A 19,556-nucleotide genomic window follows, 5' to 3' on the forward strand; every position below is an offset into this window, starting at 1 on the left:
CGGCCCGAGTGGCCCCGAGCGGCGCCCGGTTCCCACCCCCGTCCGGAACCGGGCGCCGGAAACACCCTCATGTACATGCGGAAGCTGTTCAACGCCTGGGAGTTCGCTGTGGCACGGAAGTGACTATTCCGCTGCGGTGTCCGCGCTCCGCAACGGAACCGGTCCCGCCCCCGACATCGTCAATCGAACGGAAACACGCTTTTCGACCGGGTGACGCGGAGGGGTGAGTGATGGGCGCCTGGCAGCCGCTGCCGGCCGATCTGCCGCCGGAGGTACGGCACTTCGTGGAGCAACTGCGGCTCCTGAAGGACCGCACCGGGCTGAGCCTCGTCGCCCTGGGCGCCCGCACCGCGTACAGCAAGTCCTCCTGGCACCGCTACCTCAGCGCCACCCAGCCGCCGCCCCGCCAGGCGGTCACGGCGCTGTGCCGGGTCGCGGGGCTCGAGGCGGGGGAGACCGAACGCTTCGGTGTGCGCTGGGAGCTGGCGGTGCGCGTCTGGCCCCGGCAGCCCGCCACCGCTCCCGCGTCGGCGGGCGGCGCCGCACCTGTGCCCGCCCCGGCGGGGGGCGCGCCGCCTGCGTCCCCTTCGGCCGGTGGCCCGGCCGCTGCTCCCGTCCCCGCGGGGGGTCCGATCTGCGCTCCCGTCCCCGCCGGAGGTCCGGCGCCCGCTCCCGCCCCGGGGCAGTACGAAGAGGAGCCGACGATTCCGTGGTGGGAGCGGCTCGAGGAGGACCCCGAGCCCCGGCCCGCCGGCCGACGGCTCCTTCTCGCCGCGTCCGTCGGCCTCCTGGTGCTGCTCGTCGTGGCCGTCGTCGGCGCCGTGACCCTCGGGTGAAGGGAGTCCACCGAGGCATCTGGGCCTGTCGTTCCAGTCCTTCTCCGATGTGTCCGCCGAGGTCTCCGCTGTGTCCCCGTTGTGTCGATCTGTGGACAAGTTCGCGCACGGACCGCGAACCGTCGCCACATGGCGGCTAACGTGTCCAATCGGGACGGTCCGGGGCGTCCCGCGCGGCGAACCGCGCGCTGTGTTCGGCCGTACGAACAGGGGGTGGGCGCTGGTCCGGAGACCTGCGGGGCGTGCGACGGCGCTCGCTCCCGTCCGACTGCCTCCGTACGCCCCCCACTTCGTGAGGGGAGGCCCGACCACGCGCGTCGGGTCCGGGTAGCCACAACGGGGACCGGCGGCGGGCCCGCACGCGGGGGAACAACAGGATGTACCGGGGCAAAGAGGGGGAAGCAATGCCTCGTTGGAAGGCCTTGCCCGAGGAACTCGATCCACAGGTCAAGGAGTTCGCGTCACAGCTGCGGCGGCTGGTGGACCGCACCGGTCTCAGCGTCTCCGCCGTGGCCGACCGCACCGGCTACAGCAGGACGTCCTGGGAGCGGTATCTGAACGGCCGGCTGCTCGCACCGAAGGGCGCGATCGTCGCACTGGCCGAGGTGACCGGCACGCCTCCCGTCCATCTGACCACCATGTGGGAGCTGGCCGAACGGGCCTGGAGCCGGGCGGAGATGCGCCACGACAGAACCATGGAGGCCATCCGTATCTCCCAGGCGCGCGCCGCGCTCGGCGAGTTCGGGGCGGCCACCGAGAACCAGAGCCGTAACGGCAGAGCGGCCCGCGGCGCCACGGTGACGCCGGGTGTCGCGGGCCCTGCCGGGGTCTCCCCGGCGGTGCCGCCACAGCCGACTCCCGAGCAGACCGCGGACGCGGCGCGCGACTCCGGTGCGGCGCGCGGCGGTTCGGTGGGCCCCGGTTCGCCGGGCGCCCGCCCGGCGGGCGGCAACTCCTGGGGACTCGCCGGGTTCAAGGGACCGCCGGGAGCCGACGGGCGCCCGGCGACGGCGCCCGCCGCCCACTCGCCGGCTCCCACAGCGCCCCCCGCGCAAGGCCCCGCACCGAACGCGTCCGGATCGCACGGCCCGGCCCTCTCCGGCACCCGCCCGGACGGCGGCGGTACCGGCAAGACGCACCGCAAGCGGCAGTGGACCATGTTCGTGGTGGGCCTCCTCGGGACGCTCCTGCTGATCGCGGCCGCCTTCCACCTCACCGGCGGCAACGACAAGAGGGCCGCCGCTCCCACGCCGTCCGCGGCCACGCCGAGCCCGGACGCCGACCTGCCGCCCGGCGTCAGGTGCGCCGGCGCCGGCTGTACCGGCAAGGACCCGGAGAGCATGGGCTGCGGCGGCACGCGGGCCGCCACCAGCACCGGCGTCACCGTCGGCACCACCCTCGTCGAGGTCCGCTACAGCAGGACCTGCGGCGCCGCCTGGGCCCGGATCACCCGGGCGGCACAGGGCGACGCGGTCGAGGTGTCCGCGGCCGGGGCGAAGAAGCAGACCGGCTCGGTCACCACCGCCGGCGACACCGACGCGTACACGCCGATGGTGGCCGTGACGGGCGGGGCCGCGGCGAAGGCGTGTGTGACGCTGGCGTCGGGGCAGCAGGGGTGCACGAAGTAGCGCGGCCGCGACTGCGGGGGGCGCGCACAGGAGTGCCGTGCGTCCCTCGCCGAAAGGAATCACGCCAGGAGGCGCATGAGCCTGCCGTCGCGGGGCAAGCGGACCGTACACCCCCACGGGAGTCCGGCAGCGCCGGAAGGCCGACACCCCTTCCGGCCGGACGTTCCCCCCACGGCGGCCGCTGCTCAGCCCCCTCATCGAGCAGGCGGCCGCCGCCTCATGAGGGTTGTGGGCCGGGCCACACGGACCCGGCCGTCCGGGATCCCGGATGCGCGATAGCCTGACGGCTGGATCTCTCTTGACGCCAAGAGATCGATCATTCGTACCCGTGATCGATCATCGCGGCGGGCGCCGGCCCCGCGCCGGTGACGGGGATCCCCCACCCCGGGGCGACGACGCCCCACCGCCAGCTGTCATACGGAGAACGCCATGACCCGCACTCCCGTGAACGTCACCGTCACCGGCGCGGCCGGCCAGATCGGCTACGCACTGCTCTTCCGCATCGCCTCCGGCCAGCTGCTCGGCGCGGACGTGCCGGTCAAGCTGCGCCTCCTGGAGATCACCCCGGCCCTGAAGGCCGCCGAGGGCACGGCCATGGAGCTGGACGACTGCGCGTTCCCGCTCCTGCAGGGCATCGACATCACGGACGACCCGAACGTGGCCTTCGACGGCACCAACGTGGCCCTCCTCGTCGGCGCCCGCCCCCGCACGAAGGGCATGGAGCGCGGTGACCTCCTCGAGGCCAACGGCGGGATCTTCAAGCCGCAGGGCAAGGCCATCAACGACCACGCCGCGGACGACGTCAAGATCCTGGTCGTCGGCAACCCGGCCAACACCAACGCGCTGATCGCCCAGGCCGCCGCGCCGGACGTACCGGCGGAGCGCTTCACCGCGATGACCCGTCTGGACCACAACCGCGCGCTGACCCAGCTCGCGAAGAAGACCGGTTCCACGGTCGCCGACATCAAGCGCCTGACCATCTGGGGCAACCACTCCGCCACCCAGTACCCGGACATCTTCCACGCCACCGTCGCCGGCAAGAACGCCGCCGAGGTCGTCAACGACGAGAAGTGGCTCGCCGAGGACTTCATCCCGACCGTAGCCAAGCGTGGCGCCGCGATCATCGAGGCCCGTGGCGCCTCGTCGGCCGCCTCCGCCGCCAACGCCGCCATCGACCACGTCCACTCCTGGGTCAACGGCACCGCCGAGGGCGACTGGGTCTCCATGGGCATCCCGTCGGACGGCTCCTACGGCGTCCCGGAGGGCCTGATCTCCTCCTTCCCGGTCACCTGCAAGGACGGCAAGTACGAGATCGTCCAGGGCCTGGAGATCAACGAGTTCTCCCGCGCCCGCATCGACGCCTCCGTCAAGGAGCTGGAGGAGGAGCGCGAGGCGGTCCGCGGCCTCGGCCTCATCTGAGACGTCGGCGCCCTGCGCCACGGGCCCCGTTCCGGTTCCCTCCGGAGCGGGGCCCGTTCTTCGTGCCCGGGCGCCCCGTCCGCACCGTCAGCTCTGCGACGGCTGCGGCACCCGTGCGATGTCCACCGTCCGGTCGGCGGGCGGGATCGTCTTCGGCACCGGCACGTTGTAGCCCGTGAAGGTCAGGCTCAGATCCGTGCCGGGTCCCTTCTGGGCCGCCCGGTAGAGGCGGTGCGCCTGGCCCGTGGTGACGTACAGCGTCGAGGTGAAGCCGTTCACCCGGAAGGACAGGGGCACCACCCGGGTGCCGTTCAGGCTCGTCGCCAGCCCCTCCTTCAGGGACGAGGGTACGGAGACCTTCGCGACCTGCTGGAGCTCACGCAGGTCACAGCTGCTCGTGAGGCCCGCCAGCAGGTTGCTGGACGTCGAGCCGTGGATGTACCGGTCGCTGAACGTCGAGGCCAGGCCGACGCCCCGCCGTCCGGGGTACTCCGCCTTCCAGAACGCCGCGTCCGGCTTCAGCCACACGTCGATGCCCCGTTTGACGACCTGCACGGTGCCGCCGTGTCCGCCCAGCGTCATCGTGCCGGCGCAGTTGCCGGCCCGGTCCAGGGCGAGGTCCATCGACGTCGGCAGACGGTTGCTCGACGTCGCCGTCGCGCTGCGGTCCTCGTAGAGGAGCCGGACGGACGCGGCGTTCCGCAGGCTCCGCTCCGCCTGCGCGGCCAGCTGCTGCGGGCTCTGGTTGCCTCCGGTCCGGGCGGGGGCGGCGGCGCTCGCCGGAGGAGAGAACAACATCGGGGGCAACAGCAGCGCCATCGACACGGCGCTCGTAGCGATCGCGAAGCCAGGGGTTCGGGACATTACGTCACCTCCAGTGGCTCAGCGTACTTTTCACCCTTTTCAGCCGCATTTTTAGTGACGCTCCGCACTTTCCGGCGTGGCGCCCGCATGCATCGACGAGCGGGGGGCAGGTGCGCATCCGGCCCCGAGTGACACCGGTGTGTCACGGGGGTACCGCACAGGAACGGAAGGCAGTACCGATCATGGCCGGACAGCAGGCACGGCAGGCAGAGCAGACGATCCACGTGGCAGGGGAGTGGCGCACGGCCCTCTCCGGCGCCGTGCGCGAGGTCCTCGATCCGGCGGATGCCACGCCGTTCGCCCTGGTGGCGGAGGGTGACGAACGGGACGCCGACGCGGCGGTGGAGGCCGCGCGCCGCGCCTTCGACGAGGGGCCGTGGCCGCACACGCCCGTCGCGGAGCGCGCCGCACTGCTGCACCGCGTCGCCGATCTTCTCGTACGCGATCGTGAAGAGCTGGGCCTGCTGGAGAGCAGGGACGCCGGCAAGACCGTCGAGGAGGGCCGCGTCGACATCGACTGCGTCGCGGACGCCTTCCGCCACTTCGCGAACATGGTCGCCGCCGAGGGGGCCGGTCGGGTGGTCGACGCCGGATCACCCGACATCCACAGCGTGGTCGTACACGAACCCGTCGGCGTCTGCACGTTGATCACGCCCTGGAACTACCCGCTCCTCCAGGCCAGCTGGAAGATCGCCCCGGCTCTCGCGGCCGGCAACACCTTCGTGGTCAAGCCGAGCGAGATCACCCCGATGACGACGATCGCGCTGATCGAGCTGCTGGCCGAGGCCGGCCTCCCCGACGGGGTCGCGAACATCGTGACCGGGCCCGGGCACTCCGTCGGCGCCCGGCTCGCCGAGCACCCCGGAGTCGACCTCGTCTCCTTCACCGGCGGCCTGGTCAGCGGCACGAAGGTCGCCCAGGCCGCCGCCGCGGGCGTCAAGAAGATCGCCCTGGAACTCGGCGGCAAGAACCCCAACGTGGTCTTCGCCGACGCCTGCGCCACCGAGGAGGGCTTCGACACCGCCGTCGACCAGGCTCTCAACGCCGCCTTCATCCACAGCGGCCAGGTCTGCTCGGCGGGCGCCCGCCTCATCGTCGAGGAATCGGTCCGCGACCGCTTCGTCGCGGAACTCGCCCGCCGCGCCGAGCGGATCAGGCTCGGCCGCGGCACCGAGAAGGGCGTCGAGTGCGGCCCCCTCGTCTCCGAGCAGCAGCGCGCGAAGACCGAGGCGTACGTCGCCTCCGCGCTCGCCGAGGGCGCGGTGCTGCGCTGCGGCGGCAGGCGGCCCGAGCCCGGCGAGATCCGGCCCGCCACCGGCTACTTCTACGAGCCGACCGTCCTCGACCGCTGCCACCGGGAGATGAAGGTCGTCCGCGAGGAGGTCTTCGGGCCCGTCCTGACCGTCGAGACCTTCCGCACCGAGGACGAGGCGGTCGCCCTCGCCAACGACACCGAGTACGGCCTCGCCGGCGCCGTGTGGACCGCCGACGCCGGCCGGGCCCGCCGCGTCGCCGGCCGGCTGCGCCACGGCACCGTCTGGATCAACGACTTCCACCCCTACCTCCCGCAGGCGGAGTGGGGCGGCTTCGGCAAGAGCGGCATCGGGCGCGAACTCGGCCCCGCCGGGCTCGCCGAGTACCGCGAGACCAAGCACGTGTACCAGAACCTCGCCCCCAGGCCGGTGCGGTGGTTCACGGGCTGAGCCCCGCCCGTCCAGCCCGGCGGCCGGTCCCGCCCCACCCGCTCCCCACTCCCACTCCCCCCGCCTTCCGTATCCCTGGAGCACGACGCCCATGCCCGAGACCACCCACGAGTACGACTACGTCGTCATCGGCGGCGGAACCGCAGGTTCCGTCATCGCCTCCCGCCTCACCGAGAACCCGGACGTCACCGTCGCCGTCATCGAGGGCGGCCCGAGCGACGTCGGCCGCGACGACGTCCTCACCCTGCGCCGCTGGATGGGCCTGCTCGGCGGCGAACTCGACTACGACTACCCGACCACCGAACAGCCGCGCGGCAACTCCCACATCCGGCACAGCCGCGCCCGTGTCCTCGGCGGCTGCTCCTCGCACAACACCCTCATCGCCTTCAAGCCGCTGCCGTCCGACTGGGACGAGTGGGAGGCGGCCGGCGCCGAGGGCTGGGGCGCCGTCCCGATGGAGGCGTACTACGCCCGCCTGAAGAACAACATCGTCCCGGTCGACGAGAAGGACCGGAACGCCGTCGCCCGTGACTTCGTGGCGGCGGCGCGGGAGGCGCTCGGTGTGCCGCGCGTCGAGGGCTTCAACAAGAAGCCGTTCACCGAGGGCGTCGGCTTCTTCGACCTCGCCTATCACCCGGAGGACAACAAGCGCTCCAGCGCGTCGGTGGCGTACCTGCACCCGGTGATGGACGAGCGCCAGAACCTCACGATCCTTCTCGAGACCTGGGCGTACCGGCTGGACATGGACGGCACCCGCGCCCGGGGCGTGCACGTGCGCACCGAGCAGGGCGAGGAGATCCTCGTACGGGCCCGGCGCGAGGTCGTGCTGTGCGCCGGTGCCGTCGACTCCCCGCGGCTGCTGCTGCACTCCGGGATAGGCCCGAAGGCGGACCTGGAGCAGCTCGGCATCCCGGTGGTGCACGACCTGCCGGGTGTCGGCGGGAACCTGCTCGACCACCCCGAGTCGGTCATCGTGTGGGAGACGCACGGCCCGATCCCGGACAACTCCGCGATGGACTCCGACGCGGGCCTGTTCGTGCGCCGCGACCCCGGACACGCGGGCCCCGACCTGATGTTCCACTTCTACCAGATCCCCTTCACCGACAACCCGGAGCGGCTCGGCTACGAGCGGCCGGAGTTCGGCGTGTCGATGACCCCGAACATCCCCAAGCCGAAGAGCCGCGGCCGGCTGTACCTCACCAGCCCGGACCCGTCCGTCAAGCCGGCGCTGGACTTCCGCTACTTCACCGACGAGGACGACTACGACGGCCGCACCCTCGTCGACGGCATCCGCATCGCCCGGGAGATCGCGAAGACCGAGCCGCTGGCGGGCTGGCTGAAGCGGGAGGTGTGCCCCGGCCCGGACGTCACCGGTGACGAGGAGCTGAGCGAGTACGCCCGCAAGGTCGCCCACACCGTGTACCACCCGGCAGGTACCTGCCGCATGGGCGCCGAGACCGACGACCTCGCCGTGGTCGACCCCGAGCTGCGCATCCGCGGCCTGGACGGCATCCGTATAGCCGACGCGTCCGTCTTCCCGACCATGACCGCCGTCAACCCGATGATCGGGGTGCTGATGGTCGGGGAGAAGGCCGCCGACCTGATCGGGGGCGGTGCGTGATGAGCACTCCGGTTTCGAGCACACCGGTCTTCTCCGTGGACGGCCTGTGGAAGGTCTTCGGACCCAAGGCGGACCGCGTCCCCACCGACCCGGAGCTCGGCGCGCTGAGCCCCGCCGAGCTGCGCGAACGCACCGGCTGCACGGCCGCCGTGCGCGATGTGAGCTTCGACGTCCGCAAGGGCGAGGTCTTCGTCGTGATGGGCCTGTCCGGCTCCGGCAAGTCGACGCTGGTGCGCTGCCTGACCCGTCTCATCGAACCGACCGCGGGGACGATCGTCATCGACGGCGAGGACGTCCGCGCCATGGACAGGTCCCGGCTGCGTGAACTGCGCCGCCACCGGGCGGCGATGGTGTTCCAGCACTTCGGCCTGCTGCCGCACCGCACGGTCCTCGACAACGTGGCCTACGGCCTGGAAATCCAGGGCATGAGCAGGTCCGCACGCCGTGAGAAGGCCGCCGAGGTCGTCGCGAAGGTCGGCCTGGAGGGCATGGAGCACCGCCGCCCCGGCCAGCTCTCGGGCGGCCAGCGGCAGCGCGTCGGGCTCGCCCGGGCGCTCGCCGTCGACCCCGAGGTGCTCCTGTTCGACGAGCCGTTCAGCGCGCTCGACCCGCTGATCCGGCGCGACATGCAGGAGGAGGTGGTCCGGCTGCACCGCGAGGAGGGCCGCACGATGGTCTTCATCACGCACGACCTCAACGAGGCCCTCAAGCTGGGCGACCGCATCGCCCTGATGCGCGACGGCCGCGTGGTGCAGCTGGGTACGCCCGAGGAGATCGTGGGTTCCCCGGCCGACGACTACGTCCGCGAGTTCGTCCGCGACGTCCCCCGCGAACAGGTCATGACCGTTCGCAGCGCGATGCGCGACGCCTCCCTGGAGGAGGCGGGCAGCGGCCCGGCCGTGTCGCCGGACGCCACGGTGTCCGAGGCGATCGAGGCCGTGGCCCGGGCGGGCGCCCCGGCCCGGGTGGTCGAACACGGCCGCTGCGTGGGCCTGGTGGACTCCGACGCGCTGCTCGGCGTGGTCGCCGGGGTCGAGGCGGGTCAGGAGACGCCGGCCGGGAGCGCGACGAGCGGGGAGACGTCGGCCGTGACGGCTCGGGCCAGGAAGTCCGCGGCCGGGATGGCCGCCGTGACCGCGGGCAAGCGTGCCGCCCTGGCGGCGCAGGAGGGCGAGGCGGGTACCTCCGCGCGCACCAAGTCGGATGTGACGGAGGCCCCGGGCAAGCAGGAACCGGCGCACCGTCCCCCGCTCGGCACCGGCAAGGGGGACGCCTGATGGCCACGATCACCGTCGGCGCCCCTCGCGCGCTGCTGCCCGGCTTCCTCAAGACCCGTGCCGCCCGCAAACTCCTGGTGCTCGCGGTCGTCGCCGCGGTCCTCGCGCCGTTGGCGTACTCCCGCTGGCCCGAGGCCAGTTGGCCGAGTGCCCTCACCGTCGACCTCTCCAAGCCCCTCACCGCGGCCAGCGACTGGATCATCGACAACCGGGACAGCCACCCGCTGTTCCTCTACTTCTTCGGCTACATCAGCAACGCCGTCGTGATCTCCGTGCGCGCCGTCTACCTCGTCCTCCTCGCCGCGGGCTGGCCGGGCGTGACGGTCGCGGCGGCCCTGGTCGCCTGGCGTGCGGCGGGCGTGCGCCTCGCCCTCGGCGCAGCCGCGGCGTTCCTCGCCTGCGGTGTGCTCGGCATGTGGGTGGCGACCATGCAGACCCTCGCCCTCATGGTGGTCGCGGTCCTCGCCTCGGTCGTCGTCGGCGCGCTGCTCGGCCTGGGCGCCGGTCTGTCCGACCGCGTGGACCGCGCACTGCGCCCGGTCCTGGACACCATGCAGGTGCTGCCGGCGTTCGCGTACCTCCTCCCCGTCGTCCTGGTCTTCGGCATCGGTGTCCCCGCCGCCGTCCTCGCCACGGTCGTCTACGCCGCCCCGCCGATGGCCCGTCTGACCGCCCTCGGCCTGCGCGGTGCCGACAAGGAGGTGCTGGAAGCGGTCGACTCCCTCGGCGCCACCGCACCACAGCGCCTGCTGACCGCCCGGATCCCACTCGCCCGCAAGGAGCTTCTGCTCGGCCTCAACCAGACGATCATGATGGCGCTGTCCATGGCGGTCATCGCCTCCGTGATCGGCGCCGGCGGCCTCGGCGACCGCGTCTACCAGGCGCTGGCGTCGGTCGACGTGGGCGCCGCGCTGGCGGCGGGCATCCCGATCGTGCTGCTGGCCGTCGTCCTGGACCGCGTGACCTCGGCTGCGGGCAACCGGATCGGACAGGAGCAGCGCAGCGCCCGTCCCTGGGCCTACGCGGCCCTGGCGACCGCCGCCGTGGCCCTGGCCGCGCACCTGACGAGCCGCCTCGACTGGCCCACGGGCTGGACGGCGAACATCGCCGAGCCCGTCAACCGCGCCGTCGACTGGATGACCGCACACCTGTACTCCGGGGTCCCGGTCGTCGGCGGCACCGCCGAGTGGGCGGGCCGCTTCACCACCTGGGTCCTGGACCCGGTCCGCTCCGGTCTGCAGTGGCTGCCCTGGTGGTCGGTGCTGCTGATCGTCGCGGCCCTGGCCTGGCTGATCGGCACCTGGCGCACGGCGCTGACCGCCGTCCTCGCGATGGCCGCGATCGGCGTGCTCGGCGTGTGGAAGCCGTCCCTGAACACGCTGTCCCAGGTGCTGGCAGCCGTCGCCGTCACTCTCGTCGTGGGCTTCGCCACCGGCATCGCGGCGGCCCGCAGCGACCGCTTCGAGAAGCTGCTGCGCCCGGTCCTGGACGTCTTCCAGACGATGCCGCAGTTCGTGTACCTGATCCCGGTCGTCGCGCTGTTCGGCGTCGGGCGGGCCCCCGCCGTCGCCGCAGCCATCGTCTACGCCCTTCCGGCGGTCGTCCGGATCACCGCGCAGGGCCTGCGCCAGGTGGACCCGGCGGCGCTGGAGTCGGCCCGCTCGCTCGGCGCGACCAGTGGGCAGCAGTTGCGCCAGGTGCAGCTTCCGCTCGCCCGCCCGGCCCTGCTGCTCGCCGTCAACCAGGGCGTCGTCCTGGTCCTCGCCGTCGTCATCATCGGCGGCCTGGTCGGCGGCGGCGCGCTCGGTTACAACGTCGTCTTCGGCCTCGCCCAGGGCGACCTGGCGACCGGTCTGGTGGCCGGGATCGCGATCGTCTGCCTCGGACTGATGCTCGACCGGGTGACCCAGCCGACCGAGCGACGCGCGACGAAGGGAGCGTGAGATGACACCGACCCGCAGGACGGCGCTGATCGCCGCCGGAGCGGCCGTGTGCTCGCTGGCCACCGGCTGCGGCGCCGCCGACATGACCAAGCAGGCCTCCCCCTTCGCGCACGCGGGGGGCTCGAGGTCCGTGACCTTGTCCGTGCAGTCCTGGGTGGGCGCCCAGGCCAACGTGGCCGTGGCGCAGTACATCCTGGAGCACAAGCTCGGCTACCACGTCGACACCGTCCAGGTCGACGAGGTGCCCGCCTGGGACGCGCTCAGCCAGGGCCGGGTCGACGCCATCCTGGAGGACTGGGGCCACCCGGACCAGGAGAAGCGGTACGTCGAGGAGAAGAAGACGATCACGCGGGCCGGCGGTCTCGGGGTGACCGGCCACATCGGCTGGTTCGTGCCGACGTACCTGGCCAAGCAGCACCCGGACATCACCGACTGGAGGAACCTCAACAAGTACGCCTCCCTGTTCCGCACGCCGGAGAGCGGCGGCAAGGGCCAGCTGATGGACGGCTCGCCCTCGTACGTCACCAACGACAAGGCGCTGGTGAAGAACCTGAAGCTGAACTACCAGGTGGTCTTCGCCGGTTCCGAGGCGGCGCAGATCACGCAGATGAGGCAGTTCGCGAAGGAGAAGAAGCCCTTCCTGACGTACTGGTACACCCCGCAGTGGATCTTCAACAAGGTCCCCATGACGGAGGTGAGGCTGCCGCCGTACAAGGAGGGCTGCGACGCGGACCTGGCGAAGGTGGCCTGCGCGTACCCGCACACGCCGCTGCAGAAGTACCTCAACGCGGACTTCGCGCGGAAGGGCGGCGCGGCGGCGCGCTTCCTGAAGAAGTTCAGGTGGACGACGCAGGACCAGAACGAGGTCGCGCTGATGATCGCCGACCAGAAGCTGACCCCGGACGAGGCGGCGAAGAAGTGGGTGGACGGCCACGCGGCCACGTGGAAGGCGTGGCTGTCCTGATCCCGCCGACCCCGCCTTGAGAGCTCCGAACGACATGGGCGCCCGGCTCGCGACGCCTGGCACGCACCCCCAAGCCTTCGGGCAGGGGGACACCCGCCGCGTTGCCGGAAGGCCCTGCCGGCTCCGCTACGAGGACCTTCCGCCGCCTTGCGGTCGCATGCTCCCCCACGCTCTCGGCGTCGCCCGGGCAGGGGGACCCCCGTGACGCGGGTCCCGGCCTCCTGCCAGGCGTCGAGCAGGTCCACCTGCGCCTCGCTGACGCCGCTCTTGCGGGCGATCGCCAGGTGCATGTCCAGGCAGAACGCGCAGTGGTTGAGCTGCGAGGCGCGGATCTGGACCAGCTCGGCGAGGGCGGGGTCGCCGAACCCCTTCTTCGCGGCGGCGCCCAGGGCCTGCATCGAGGTCCGGACCGCGGGGTCCAGGCGGGTCGTCCGGGCCGTCACTTGTACTGACCCGGCTGGTAGTGCCCCGGCGCCGCCCGCGTCGCCACGCCGAACCGGTTCCACGCGTTGATCACCGTGATGGCGGCGATCAGCTGCGCCAGCTCGGCCTCCTCGAAGTGCTCGGCGGCCTTCTCGTACACCTCGTCCGGGACGAAGCCGTCCGTCAGCACGGTCACCGCGTCGGTCAGCTCCAGTGCCGCCAGTTCCTTCCCGGTGTAGAAGTGCCGCGACTCCTCCCACGCGCTGAGCTGGACGATCCGCTCCACGCTCTCGCCCGCGGCGAGCGCGTCCTTGGTGTGCATGTCGAGGCAGAACGCGCAGTGGTTGAGCTGCGAGGCGCGGATCTTCACCAGTTCGCGGAGCTTGGCGTCCAGCCCCTGCCCGGCCGCCCCGTCGAGCCGGACCATCGTTCTGAAGACCTCGGGGGCGTGTTTGGCCCAGTCCATGCGGGGGGTGTGCTCGGGGGCGTACCGGGCCGTCGTCGTGGTGTTCTCGTTCGTCGTCATGTCTTCGAGCCTAGGAGCGAGGCGGACCAGGAGTATGGTCCATTTCCATGGTGAAATCGTGGGCCACTCTGGGCGTCGACCTGCACCTGGAACCGGCCGGATCGGGCCTGCGCCGGGGCCTGACCGACGCCCTGCGTGACGCCGTCCGCTCCGGCCGCCTGGCGCCCGGCACCCGGCTGCCGTCCTCCCGCTCGCTCGCCGCCGACCTGGGCATCGCCCGCAACACGGTCGCCGACGCCTACGCCGACCTGGTCGCCGAGGGCTGGCTCACCGCACGTCAGGGCTCGGGCACCCGGGTGGCGGAACGAGCGGTGGCCGGGCCGCCCGAACGGCCCGCCCCGCACCCGCCGGAGCACGGCCGCCTCCCCTACGACCTGACGCCGGGCACCCCGGACCTGGCCTCGTTCCCGCGCACCGCTTGGCTCAGGGCCGCCCGCCGCGCCCTCGCCGCCGCCCCGAACGACGCCCTCGGCTACGGCGACCCCCGCGGCCGGGTGGAACTGCGCACCGCGCTCGCCGGTTATCTCTCCCGGGTCCGGGGCGTGCGGGCCGACCCTGAGCGGATCGTCGTCTGCTCCGGCTTCGCACAGGGCCTGAAGCTCCTCGGCGAGGTGCTGCGGGACCGGGGGGCGGGCTCGGTGGCCGTGGAGTCCTACGGCCTGTTCGTGCACTGGAACATCCTTCGGCGGGCCGGGCTGCGCACGGTACCGCTGCCGTTCGACCGCCTCGGCACGCGGACGGAGGACCTGACCGGCGTACCGGCGGTGCTGCTGAACCCCGCGCACCAGTTCCCGCTGGGCGGCGCCCTGCGCCCGCAGCGCCGGGCCGCCGTGGTCGACTGGGCCCGCCGCACCGGCGGTCTGGTCCTGGAGGACGACTACGACGGCGAGTTCCGCTACGACCGCCAGGCCGTGGGCGCGCTGCAGGACCTCGCCCCGGACCACGTGGTGTACCTGGGCACCGCCAGCAAGTCCCTCGCCCCCGGGCTGCGCCTGGGCTGGATGGTGCTGCCCGCGTCCCTGCTCCCGGAGGTGCTGGCCGCCCAGCGGACGGGCGGCTGGGCCACCGGCGTCCTGGAGCAGCTGACCCTCGCGGAGTTCCTCACCTCGGGCGCCTACGACCGCCACGTCCGCGCCGCCCGCCTGCGCTACCGCCGCCGCCGCGACGCCCTGGTCGCCGCCCTCGCCTCCCGCGCCCCGGAGGTACACGTCCGGGGCATCGCGGCCGGCCTGCACGCGGTGCTGCAACTGCCACCGGGCACCGAGGCATCGGTGGTGAGGGCGGCCACCTGGCAGGGCCTGTCGGTGCAGGGGCTGTCGGCCTACCGCCACCCGGCCGCCACCGCCCAGCCCCTGGACGCCCTGGTCGTGGGCTACGGAACACCGCCGGACCATGCGTGGTCGGGCGCGCTGGAGGCGCTGTGCCGGGCCTTGCCGTAGCGGCCTCCCCGCCCACACGGCCTCCCCGCCTACACGGCCTCCGTCGGCGCCTCCCCGAACCGTGCCAGCGCCAGCGCCCCCGCCACCGCCACCGCGAACCCCAGGACCGCCAGCCAGCTCAGCCCCTCCCGGGTACGGTCCCCCAGCCACACCACGCCCACCGCCGCCGGGCCCACCGTCTCGCCGACGACCATGCCCGCCGTCGCCACCGTCACCGAGCCCCGCTCCAGCGCCGTCGTCAGCAGCAGGAACGCCGCCCCGCCGCCCACCAGCAGCGCATACGTCGCCGGATTCGAGAGCAGTCCCCACGGCGAGAGCGAGTCGATCAGCCGCACGGCCACCTCGACCACCCCGAACCCGAACCCGGCGCCCAGCCCCAGCACCAGCGAACGCCCCCGTCCCGGCAGCCGCCCTCCGGCCAGCCCCAGCAGCAGCACCGCCACCGCCGCCCCCAGCATCGCGTACCGCAGCGTCGCGGACCCGCCCCGGTCGCCCTCCGCCCCGGACGCCAGCCCGAGCATGGCGAGCCCCGCGCACACCACCGCCACCGCGGCCCACTCGCTGCCGGTCAGCCGCACCCGCAGCAGCCGCGCCGCGAACACCGCCGTCACCGCCAGGCTCGACGCGAGCGCCGCGCCCACCGCGTAGATCGGGATCGACCGCAGCGCCGCGATCTGGAACAGGAATCCGAGCCCGTCCAGCGCCAGCCCCGCCAGATACCGCCACTGCCGCACCGCCCGCAGCAGCAGCGCCCCGTCCCCGCCCTGCCCCGTGCCGGCCGCTCGGGCCGCGACCGCCTGCAGCACCGTCGCCGTACCGAAGCAGACCGCCGCGCCGAGCGCGCACACCATTCCCAAGAGCACGTAGCGACTGTAGGCGACGCCCGAAGGGCAGGGGCAGGCGTGACCGCGGCACCGGCGCTCTCCAGGCTGACCGACGCACAGTCTCACCGACAGCTCAACGTATTCTCACTCGACGGGGATCAACCACCATGGCGGACACACGCCGGCGACTGCCCTCGGGCACCGTCGTCCTCGGCGGCATGGGACTCCTTGCAGCCGCACTCACCGCCTGCCTCCCGGCGCACCTGGACGGCCCCCGCGAGCCGGCCCGCACCACGGGCCACGTCGCCAAGCCGCTCCTCGGCCGCGAGGGCGAGGGAGTCACGGTCCACGCACCCGGTGCCGCGCCGGCCGTGCGCGAGGAGCCCTGCTGCTACCGGGAGCTGGCGCCCCTGCGGTCCTTCGACGGCAACCACGTCGTGCTCGGCGCCTGGGTCGTCCAGGACGAGCCGGCGGGCCTCGGCATCCGCGAGTCGTCGGGCCTGGTCACGGACGAGTACGCGCGCTTCCTGCCGCACCTGCTCCTCCAGTGCTGAGACGGCCTGCCGCCGTCGCTCGCATGATGGACGTGGGAACGGACCGCGCCGCGACGCCGGTAGGCTGATCGACGGGCCGTGACTGGCGCGCTGGGATGGGACCGACCATCGGGGAGCGGCCCGGATGCGAGCGAGTGCCGTGCGCCTGGGCCAACCGTGAACCGTGAACGCTTCAAGCCACGCCGCCCGGAGGCCGACATGACAGAGCAGCAGCCCCTCTCCACCGAGTCCACCGCCTTCCGCGCCGCCCTGGACGTGATCCGCGCGGTCGAGCCCCGGGTCGCCGACGCGATCGGCCAGGAGGTCGCCGACCAGCGCGAGATGCTCAAGCTGATCGCCTCCGAGAACTACGCCTCTCCGGCCACGCTGCTGGCGATGGGCAACTGGTTCAGCGACAAGTACGCCGAGGGCACCGTCGGCCGCCGCTTCTACGCCGGCTGCCGCAACGTGGACACCGTCGAGTCGCTGGCCGCCGAGCACGCGCGCGAGCTGTTCGGCGCCCGACACGCCTACGTCCAGCCGCACTCCGGCATCGACGCCAACCTCGTCGCCTTCTGGGCCGTCCTCGCCGACCGCGTGGAGGCGCCCTTCCTGGAGAAGACCGGCGTCCGCCAGATCAACGACCTCTCCGAGGCCGACTGGGCCGAACTGCGCCAGGCCTTCGGCAACCAGCGCATGCTCGGCATGTCCCTGGACGCCGGCGGCCACCTCACCCACGGCTTCCGCCCGAACATCTCCGGCAAGATGTTCGACCAGCGCTCCTACGGCACCGACCCGGCCACGGGCCTGATCGACTACGACGCCCTGCGCGTCCAGGCCCGCGAGTTCAAGCCGCTGATCATCGTCGCCGGCTACTCCGCCTACCCGCGCCTGGTCAACTTCCGGATCATGCGGGAGATCGCCGACGAGGTCGGCGCCACGCTCATGGTCGACATGGCGCACTTCGCGGGCCTGGTCGCGGGCAAGGTCCTCACCGGCGACTTCGACCCGGTCCCGCACGCCCAGATCGTGACCACCACCACCCACAAGTCGCTGCGCGGCCCGCGCGGCGGCATGGTCCTGTGCGACGACTCCCTCAGGGACCAGGTCGACCGCGGCTGCCCGATGGTCCTCGGCGGCCCGCTCCCGCACGTGATGGCCGCGAAGGCGGTGGCACTCGCCGAGGCCCGGCAGCCCGCCTTCCAGGACTACGCCCGGCGGATCGTGGACAACTCCCGGGCGCTGGCCGAGGGACTGATGCGCCGCGGCGCCACGCTGGTGACCGGCGGCACCGACAACCACCTGAACCTGATCGACGTGGCCACCTCCTACGGCCTCACCGGCCGCCAGGCCGAGGCAGCCCTGCTGGAGTCCGGCATCGTCACCAACCGCAACGCCATCCCGGCCGACCCGAACGGCGCCTGGTACACCTCCGGCATCCGCATCGGCACCCCCGCGCTCACCACCCGCGGCCTGGGCACCGCGGAGATGGACGAGGTGGCGGGCCTGATCGACCGGGTCCTCACCACCACACAGCCCGGAACCACGAAGTCCGGCGCCCCCTCCAAGGCGGCCCACGTCCTGGACGAGAAGGTCGCCCAGGAGATCGCCCAGCGGGCGACGGACCTGGTGGCGGGCTTCCCGCTGTACCCGGAGATCGACCTGGGCTGACCGCTGCCGGTCATCGGAGCTCTCCGAGATCGATGAGTTCCTGCCGCGGCGGCTCGGCCACCTGTCGAGCCGCCGTGTGCCGCCGGACGGCCAGCGTGCCACCGGCCCCCAGCGCCAGCCCCGCCCCGAGCCCCACGGCCGCCCAGCGCAGGTCGTCCGGAAGGCCCCCTCCGGGCGCGGCGGGCGTGGCCCCGAAGAGCCCGTCCCTCGCCAGCCGCTCGAAGACGTCCTTCGGCACCCGTCGCCACCGGATGTCGTCGTCGGTCACGTCCGGTGCCGGGTCCGACCGCACCCAGGCCGCCCCGTCCTCGGCCAGGAACACCTGGTCCTGCCGCTCGATGGCCACATCGCCTCCGGGTGCGCGCCGTGTGTAGGGCCAGCCGCCGATGCCGGTCAGCGCCCAGACCACCGTGGCCCGCGCCCGCGGGTACCGCCCCTGCTGCCACGCCTTGGGCACCCGCTCGGTCCGCGTCTCCGTGGGCGTCAGCAACTGCCACAGCAGCGCGAACCGTCGGTCGCCCGACCGTAACGTCGTCGTACGGGCCGAATCGCCCGCCACGACCAGCGCCAGATCGGGTATGTCCCGGCTCACGGCCCGGGCCGGCGCGGCCGCCGCGCCCAGCCCCACCACCGTGGCCACCACCGTTGTCACCAGCGCCGCCACCGGTCCGCCGAGTCCGCGCACGCGAGCCCCCAGAATTGTCATGTCCTTTGTTACAGCGTCGCAGAAGGATCCGGTCGCACCCGTATCCGGTCGGTTCCAGTCCGGCCCCCCGGACCTGAGAGAATGGTGGACATGGCCTCTGACAGTCCTCGCGTGCTCTCCGGTATCCAGCCCACCGCGGGCTCGTTCCACCTCGGCAACTACCTGGGCGCCGTCCGCCAGTGGGTGGCCCTGCAGGAGACCCACGACGCGTTCTACATGGTCGTCGACCTGCACGCGATCACGGTCCCCCAGGACCCGAAGGACCTGCGCGCCAACACCCGCCTGGCCGCCGCCCAGCTGCTCGCTGCCGGGCTCGACCCGGAGCGGTGCACGCTGTTCGTCCAGAGCCACGTCCCCGAGCACGCCCAGCTCGCCTGGATCATGAACTGCCTCACCGGCTTCGGCGAGGCGAGCCGCATGACCCAGTTCAAGGACAAGTCCGCCAAGCAGGGCGCCGACCGCGCGAGCGTCGGCCTGTTCACGTACCCGATCCTCCAGGTCGCCGACATCCTGCTCTACCAGGCGAACGAGGTCCCGGTCGGTGAGGACCAGCGCCAGCACGTCGAGCTGACCCGCGATCTGGCCACGCGCTTCAACGGCCGCTTCGGCGAGACCTTCACGATCCCGCGGCCGTACATCCTGAAGGAGACGGCGAAGATCTACGACCTGCAGGATCCGTCCATCAAGATGAGCAAGTCGGCGTCCACGCCGAAGGGCCTGATCAACCTGCTGGACGAGCCGAAGGCCACCGCGAAGAAGGTCAAGAGCGCGGTCACGGACACCGACACCGTGATCCGCTACGACGTGGAGCAGAAGCCGGGCGTCAGCAACCTGCTGACCATCTACTCGACCCTCACCGGGGCCTCGATCACGGACCTCGAGCAGCAGTACGAGGGCAAGGGCTACGGCGCGCTCAAGACGGACCTCGCCGAGGTCATGGTGGAGTTCGTGACGCCGTTCCGGGAGCGCACCCAGCAGTACCTGGACGACCCCGAGTCCCTCGACTCGATCCTGGCAAAGGGCGCCGAGAAGGCCCGTGCCGTCGCCGCGGAGACCCTGGCGCAGGCCTACGACAAGGTGGGCTTCCTGCCCGCCAAGCACTGACGGCCGGCACGGGCCCGCACCGGCGCACGGGGCGCCGCGGTCAAGAGCGCTGTACATCACTGCGGTTGCGCCTGC

Annotated in this window: 15 protein-coding genes, 2 pseudogenes and 1 riboswitch; of the genes and pseudogenes, 12 read left to right on the forward strand and 5 right to left on the reverse strand. The window is 72.6% G+C overall.

Annotated elements, in window-relative coordinates; all coding sequences use genetic code 11:
* The first annotated feature begins 230 nt into the window (after positions 1-230).
* The 3 genes from AC5WS8_RS16610 (at position 231) to AC5WS8_RS16620 (ending at position 3,883) form a co-directional block, all read left to right on the forward strand.
* Complete coding sequence (locus AC5WS8_RS16610) at positions 231-836, forward strand: helix-turn-helix domain-containing protein (RefSeq protein ID WP_496104152.1); 606 nt, start codon at positions 231-233, stop codon at positions 834-836.
* 404 nt (positions 837-1,240) lie between these two features.
* Positions 1,241-2,464 (forward strand): helix-turn-helix domain-containing protein, encoded by a 1,224-nt coding sequence (locus AC5WS8_RS16615; RefSeq protein ID WP_496104153.1) that lies wholly within the window; start codon positions 1,241-1,243, stop codon positions 2,462-2,464.
* A 429-nt stretch (positions 2,465-2,893) separates the two neighbouring features.
* The gene (locus tag AC5WS8_RS16620; protein ID WP_496104154.1) at positions 2,894-3,883 is read left to right on the forward strand and encodes a malate dehydrogenase; all 990 of its coding nucleotides are present in this window, start codon (positions 2,894-2,896) and stop codon (positions 3,881-3,883) included.
* An 87-nt stretch (positions 3,884-3,970) separates the two neighbouring features.
* Here the strand turns inward: AC5WS8_RS16620 and AC5WS8_RS16625 are convergent, their stop codons facing one another.
* Positions 3,971-4,747: a hypothetical protein gene (locus tag AC5WS8_RS16625; RefSeq protein ID WP_496104155.1), complete on the reverse strand. Its 777-nt coding sequence runs from the start codon at positions 4,745-4,747 to the stop codon at positions 3,971-3,973.
* 182 nt (positions 4,748-4,929) lie between these two features.
* On the opposite strand from AC5WS8_RS16625, the gene AC5WS8_RS16630 reads away from it, so the two are divergent.
* The 5 genes from AC5WS8_RS16630 (at position 4,930) to AC5WS8_RS16650 (ending at position 12,255) form a co-directional block, all read left to right on the forward strand.
* On the forward strand, positions 4,930-6,450 hold the full coding sequence (locus AC5WS8_RS16630) for an aldehyde dehydrogenase family protein (protein ID WP_496104156.1): 1,521 nt from the start codon (positions 4,930-4,932) through the stop codon (positions 6,448-6,450).
* A gap of 91 nt (positions 6,451-6,541) precedes the next feature.
* Complete coding sequence (locus AC5WS8_RS16635; RefSeq protein ID WP_496104157.1) at positions 6,542-8,071, forward strand: GMC family oxidoreductase; 1,530 nt, start codon at positions 6,542-6,544, stop codon at positions 8,069-8,071.
* Positions 8,071-9,348, forward strand: coding sequence for a quaternary amine ABC transporter ATP-binding protein (locus AC5WS8_RS16640; protein ID WP_496104158.1), 1,278 nt, complete (start codon positions 8,071-8,073; stop codon positions 9,346-9,348). The genes AC5WS8_RS16635 and AC5WS8_RS16640 overlap by 1 nt, the downstream gene beginning before the upstream one ends.
* Positions 9,348-11,291 carry an ABC transporter permease gene (locus AC5WS8_RS16645; RefSeq protein ID WP_496104159.1) on the forward strand — a complete coding sequence of 648 codons (1,944 nt, stop codon included), beginning with the start codon at positions 9,348-9,350 and terminating at the stop codon, positions 11,289-11,291. The genes AC5WS8_RS16640 and AC5WS8_RS16645 overlap by 1 nt, the downstream gene beginning before the upstream one ends.
* 1 nt (position 11,292) lies before the next feature.
* Entirely contained in the window at positions 11,293-12,255 is a 963-nt protein-coding gene (locus AC5WS8_RS16650) for an ABC transporter substrate-binding protein (RefSeq protein WP_496104160.1), read from the forward strand.
* Positions 12,256-12,470: 215 nt separating this feature from the next.
* Here AC5WS8_RS16650 and AC5WS8_RS16655 read toward each other — a convergent pair.
* Together AC5WS8_RS16655 and AC5WS8_RS16660 are read right to left on the reverse strand one after the other, a co-directional pair.
* Positions 12,471-12,698, reverse strand: a pseudogene (locus tag AC5WS8_RS16655) (carboxymuconolactone decarboxylase family protein); the annotation flags it as partial.
* On the reverse strand, positions 12,695-13,204 hold the full coding sequence (locus AC5WS8_RS16660) for a carboxymuconolactone decarboxylase family protein (protein WP_496104161.1): 510 nt from the start codon (positions 13,202-13,204) through the stop codon (positions 12,695-12,697). The gene AC5WS8_RS16660 and the pseudogene AC5WS8_RS16655, both read right to left, overlap by 4 nt.
* 47 nt (positions 13,205-13,251) lie before the next feature.
* On the opposite strand from AC5WS8_RS16660, the gene pdxR reads away from it, so the two are divergent.
* Positions 13,252-14,643, forward strand: coding sequence for a MocR-like pyridoxine biosynthesis transcription factor PdxR (pdxR, locus tag AC5WS8_RS16665; RefSeq protein ID WP_496104162.1), 1,392 nt, complete (start codon positions 13,252-13,254; stop codon positions 14,641-14,643).
* A gap of 29 nt (positions 14,644-14,672) precedes the next feature.
* Here pdxR and AC5WS8_RS16670 read toward each other — a convergent pair whose 3' ends face one another.
* Positions 14,673-15,494 carry a DMT family protein gene (locus AC5WS8_RS16670; RefSeq protein WP_496104233.1) on the reverse strand — a complete coding sequence of 274 codons (822 nt, stop codon included), beginning with the start codon at positions 15,492-15,494 and terminating at the stop codon, positions 14,673-14,675.
* A gap of 224 nt (positions 15,495-15,718) precedes the next feature.
* Here AC5WS8_RS16670 and AC5WS8_RS16675 point away from each other — a divergent pair.
* Positions 15,719-16,021 (forward strand): annotated as a pseudogene (locus AC5WS8_RS16675) (glutathionylspermidine synthase family protein); the annotation flags it as partial.
* Between the two features lie 68 nt (positions 16,022-16,089).
* Positions 16,090-16,179: riboswitch (ZMP/ZTP riboswitch) on the forward strand.
* Between the two features lie 40 nt (positions 16,180-16,219).
* Complete coding sequence (locus AC5WS8_RS16680) at positions 16,220-17,671, forward strand: glycine hydroxymethyltransferase (RefSeq protein ID WP_496104163.1); 1,452 nt, start codon at positions 16,220-16,222, stop codon at positions 17,669-17,671.
* A 10-nt stretch (positions 17,672-17,681) separates the two neighbouring features.
* Here AC5WS8_RS16680 and AC5WS8_RS16685 read toward each other — a convergent pair whose 3' ends face one another.
* The gene (locus AC5WS8_RS16685) at positions 17,682-18,377 is read right to left on the reverse strand and encodes a hypothetical protein (protein ID WP_496104164.1); all 696 of its coding nucleotides are present in this window, start codon (positions 18,375-18,377) and stop codon (positions 17,682-17,684) included.
* A gap of 90 nt (positions 18,378-18,467) precedes the next feature.
* Here AC5WS8_RS16685 and trpS point away from each other — a divergent pair, with 90 nt between their 5' ends.
* A complete protein-coding gene (gene trpS / locus AC5WS8_RS16690; protein ID WP_496104165.1) occupies positions 18,468-19,481 on the forward strand; it encodes a tryptophan--tRNA ligase in 1,014 nt (337 codons plus the stop codon).
* Positions 19,482-19,556: the final 75 nt, after the last annotated feature.

It is taken from the genome of Streptomyces sp. PTL18, from assembly GCF_059510295.1.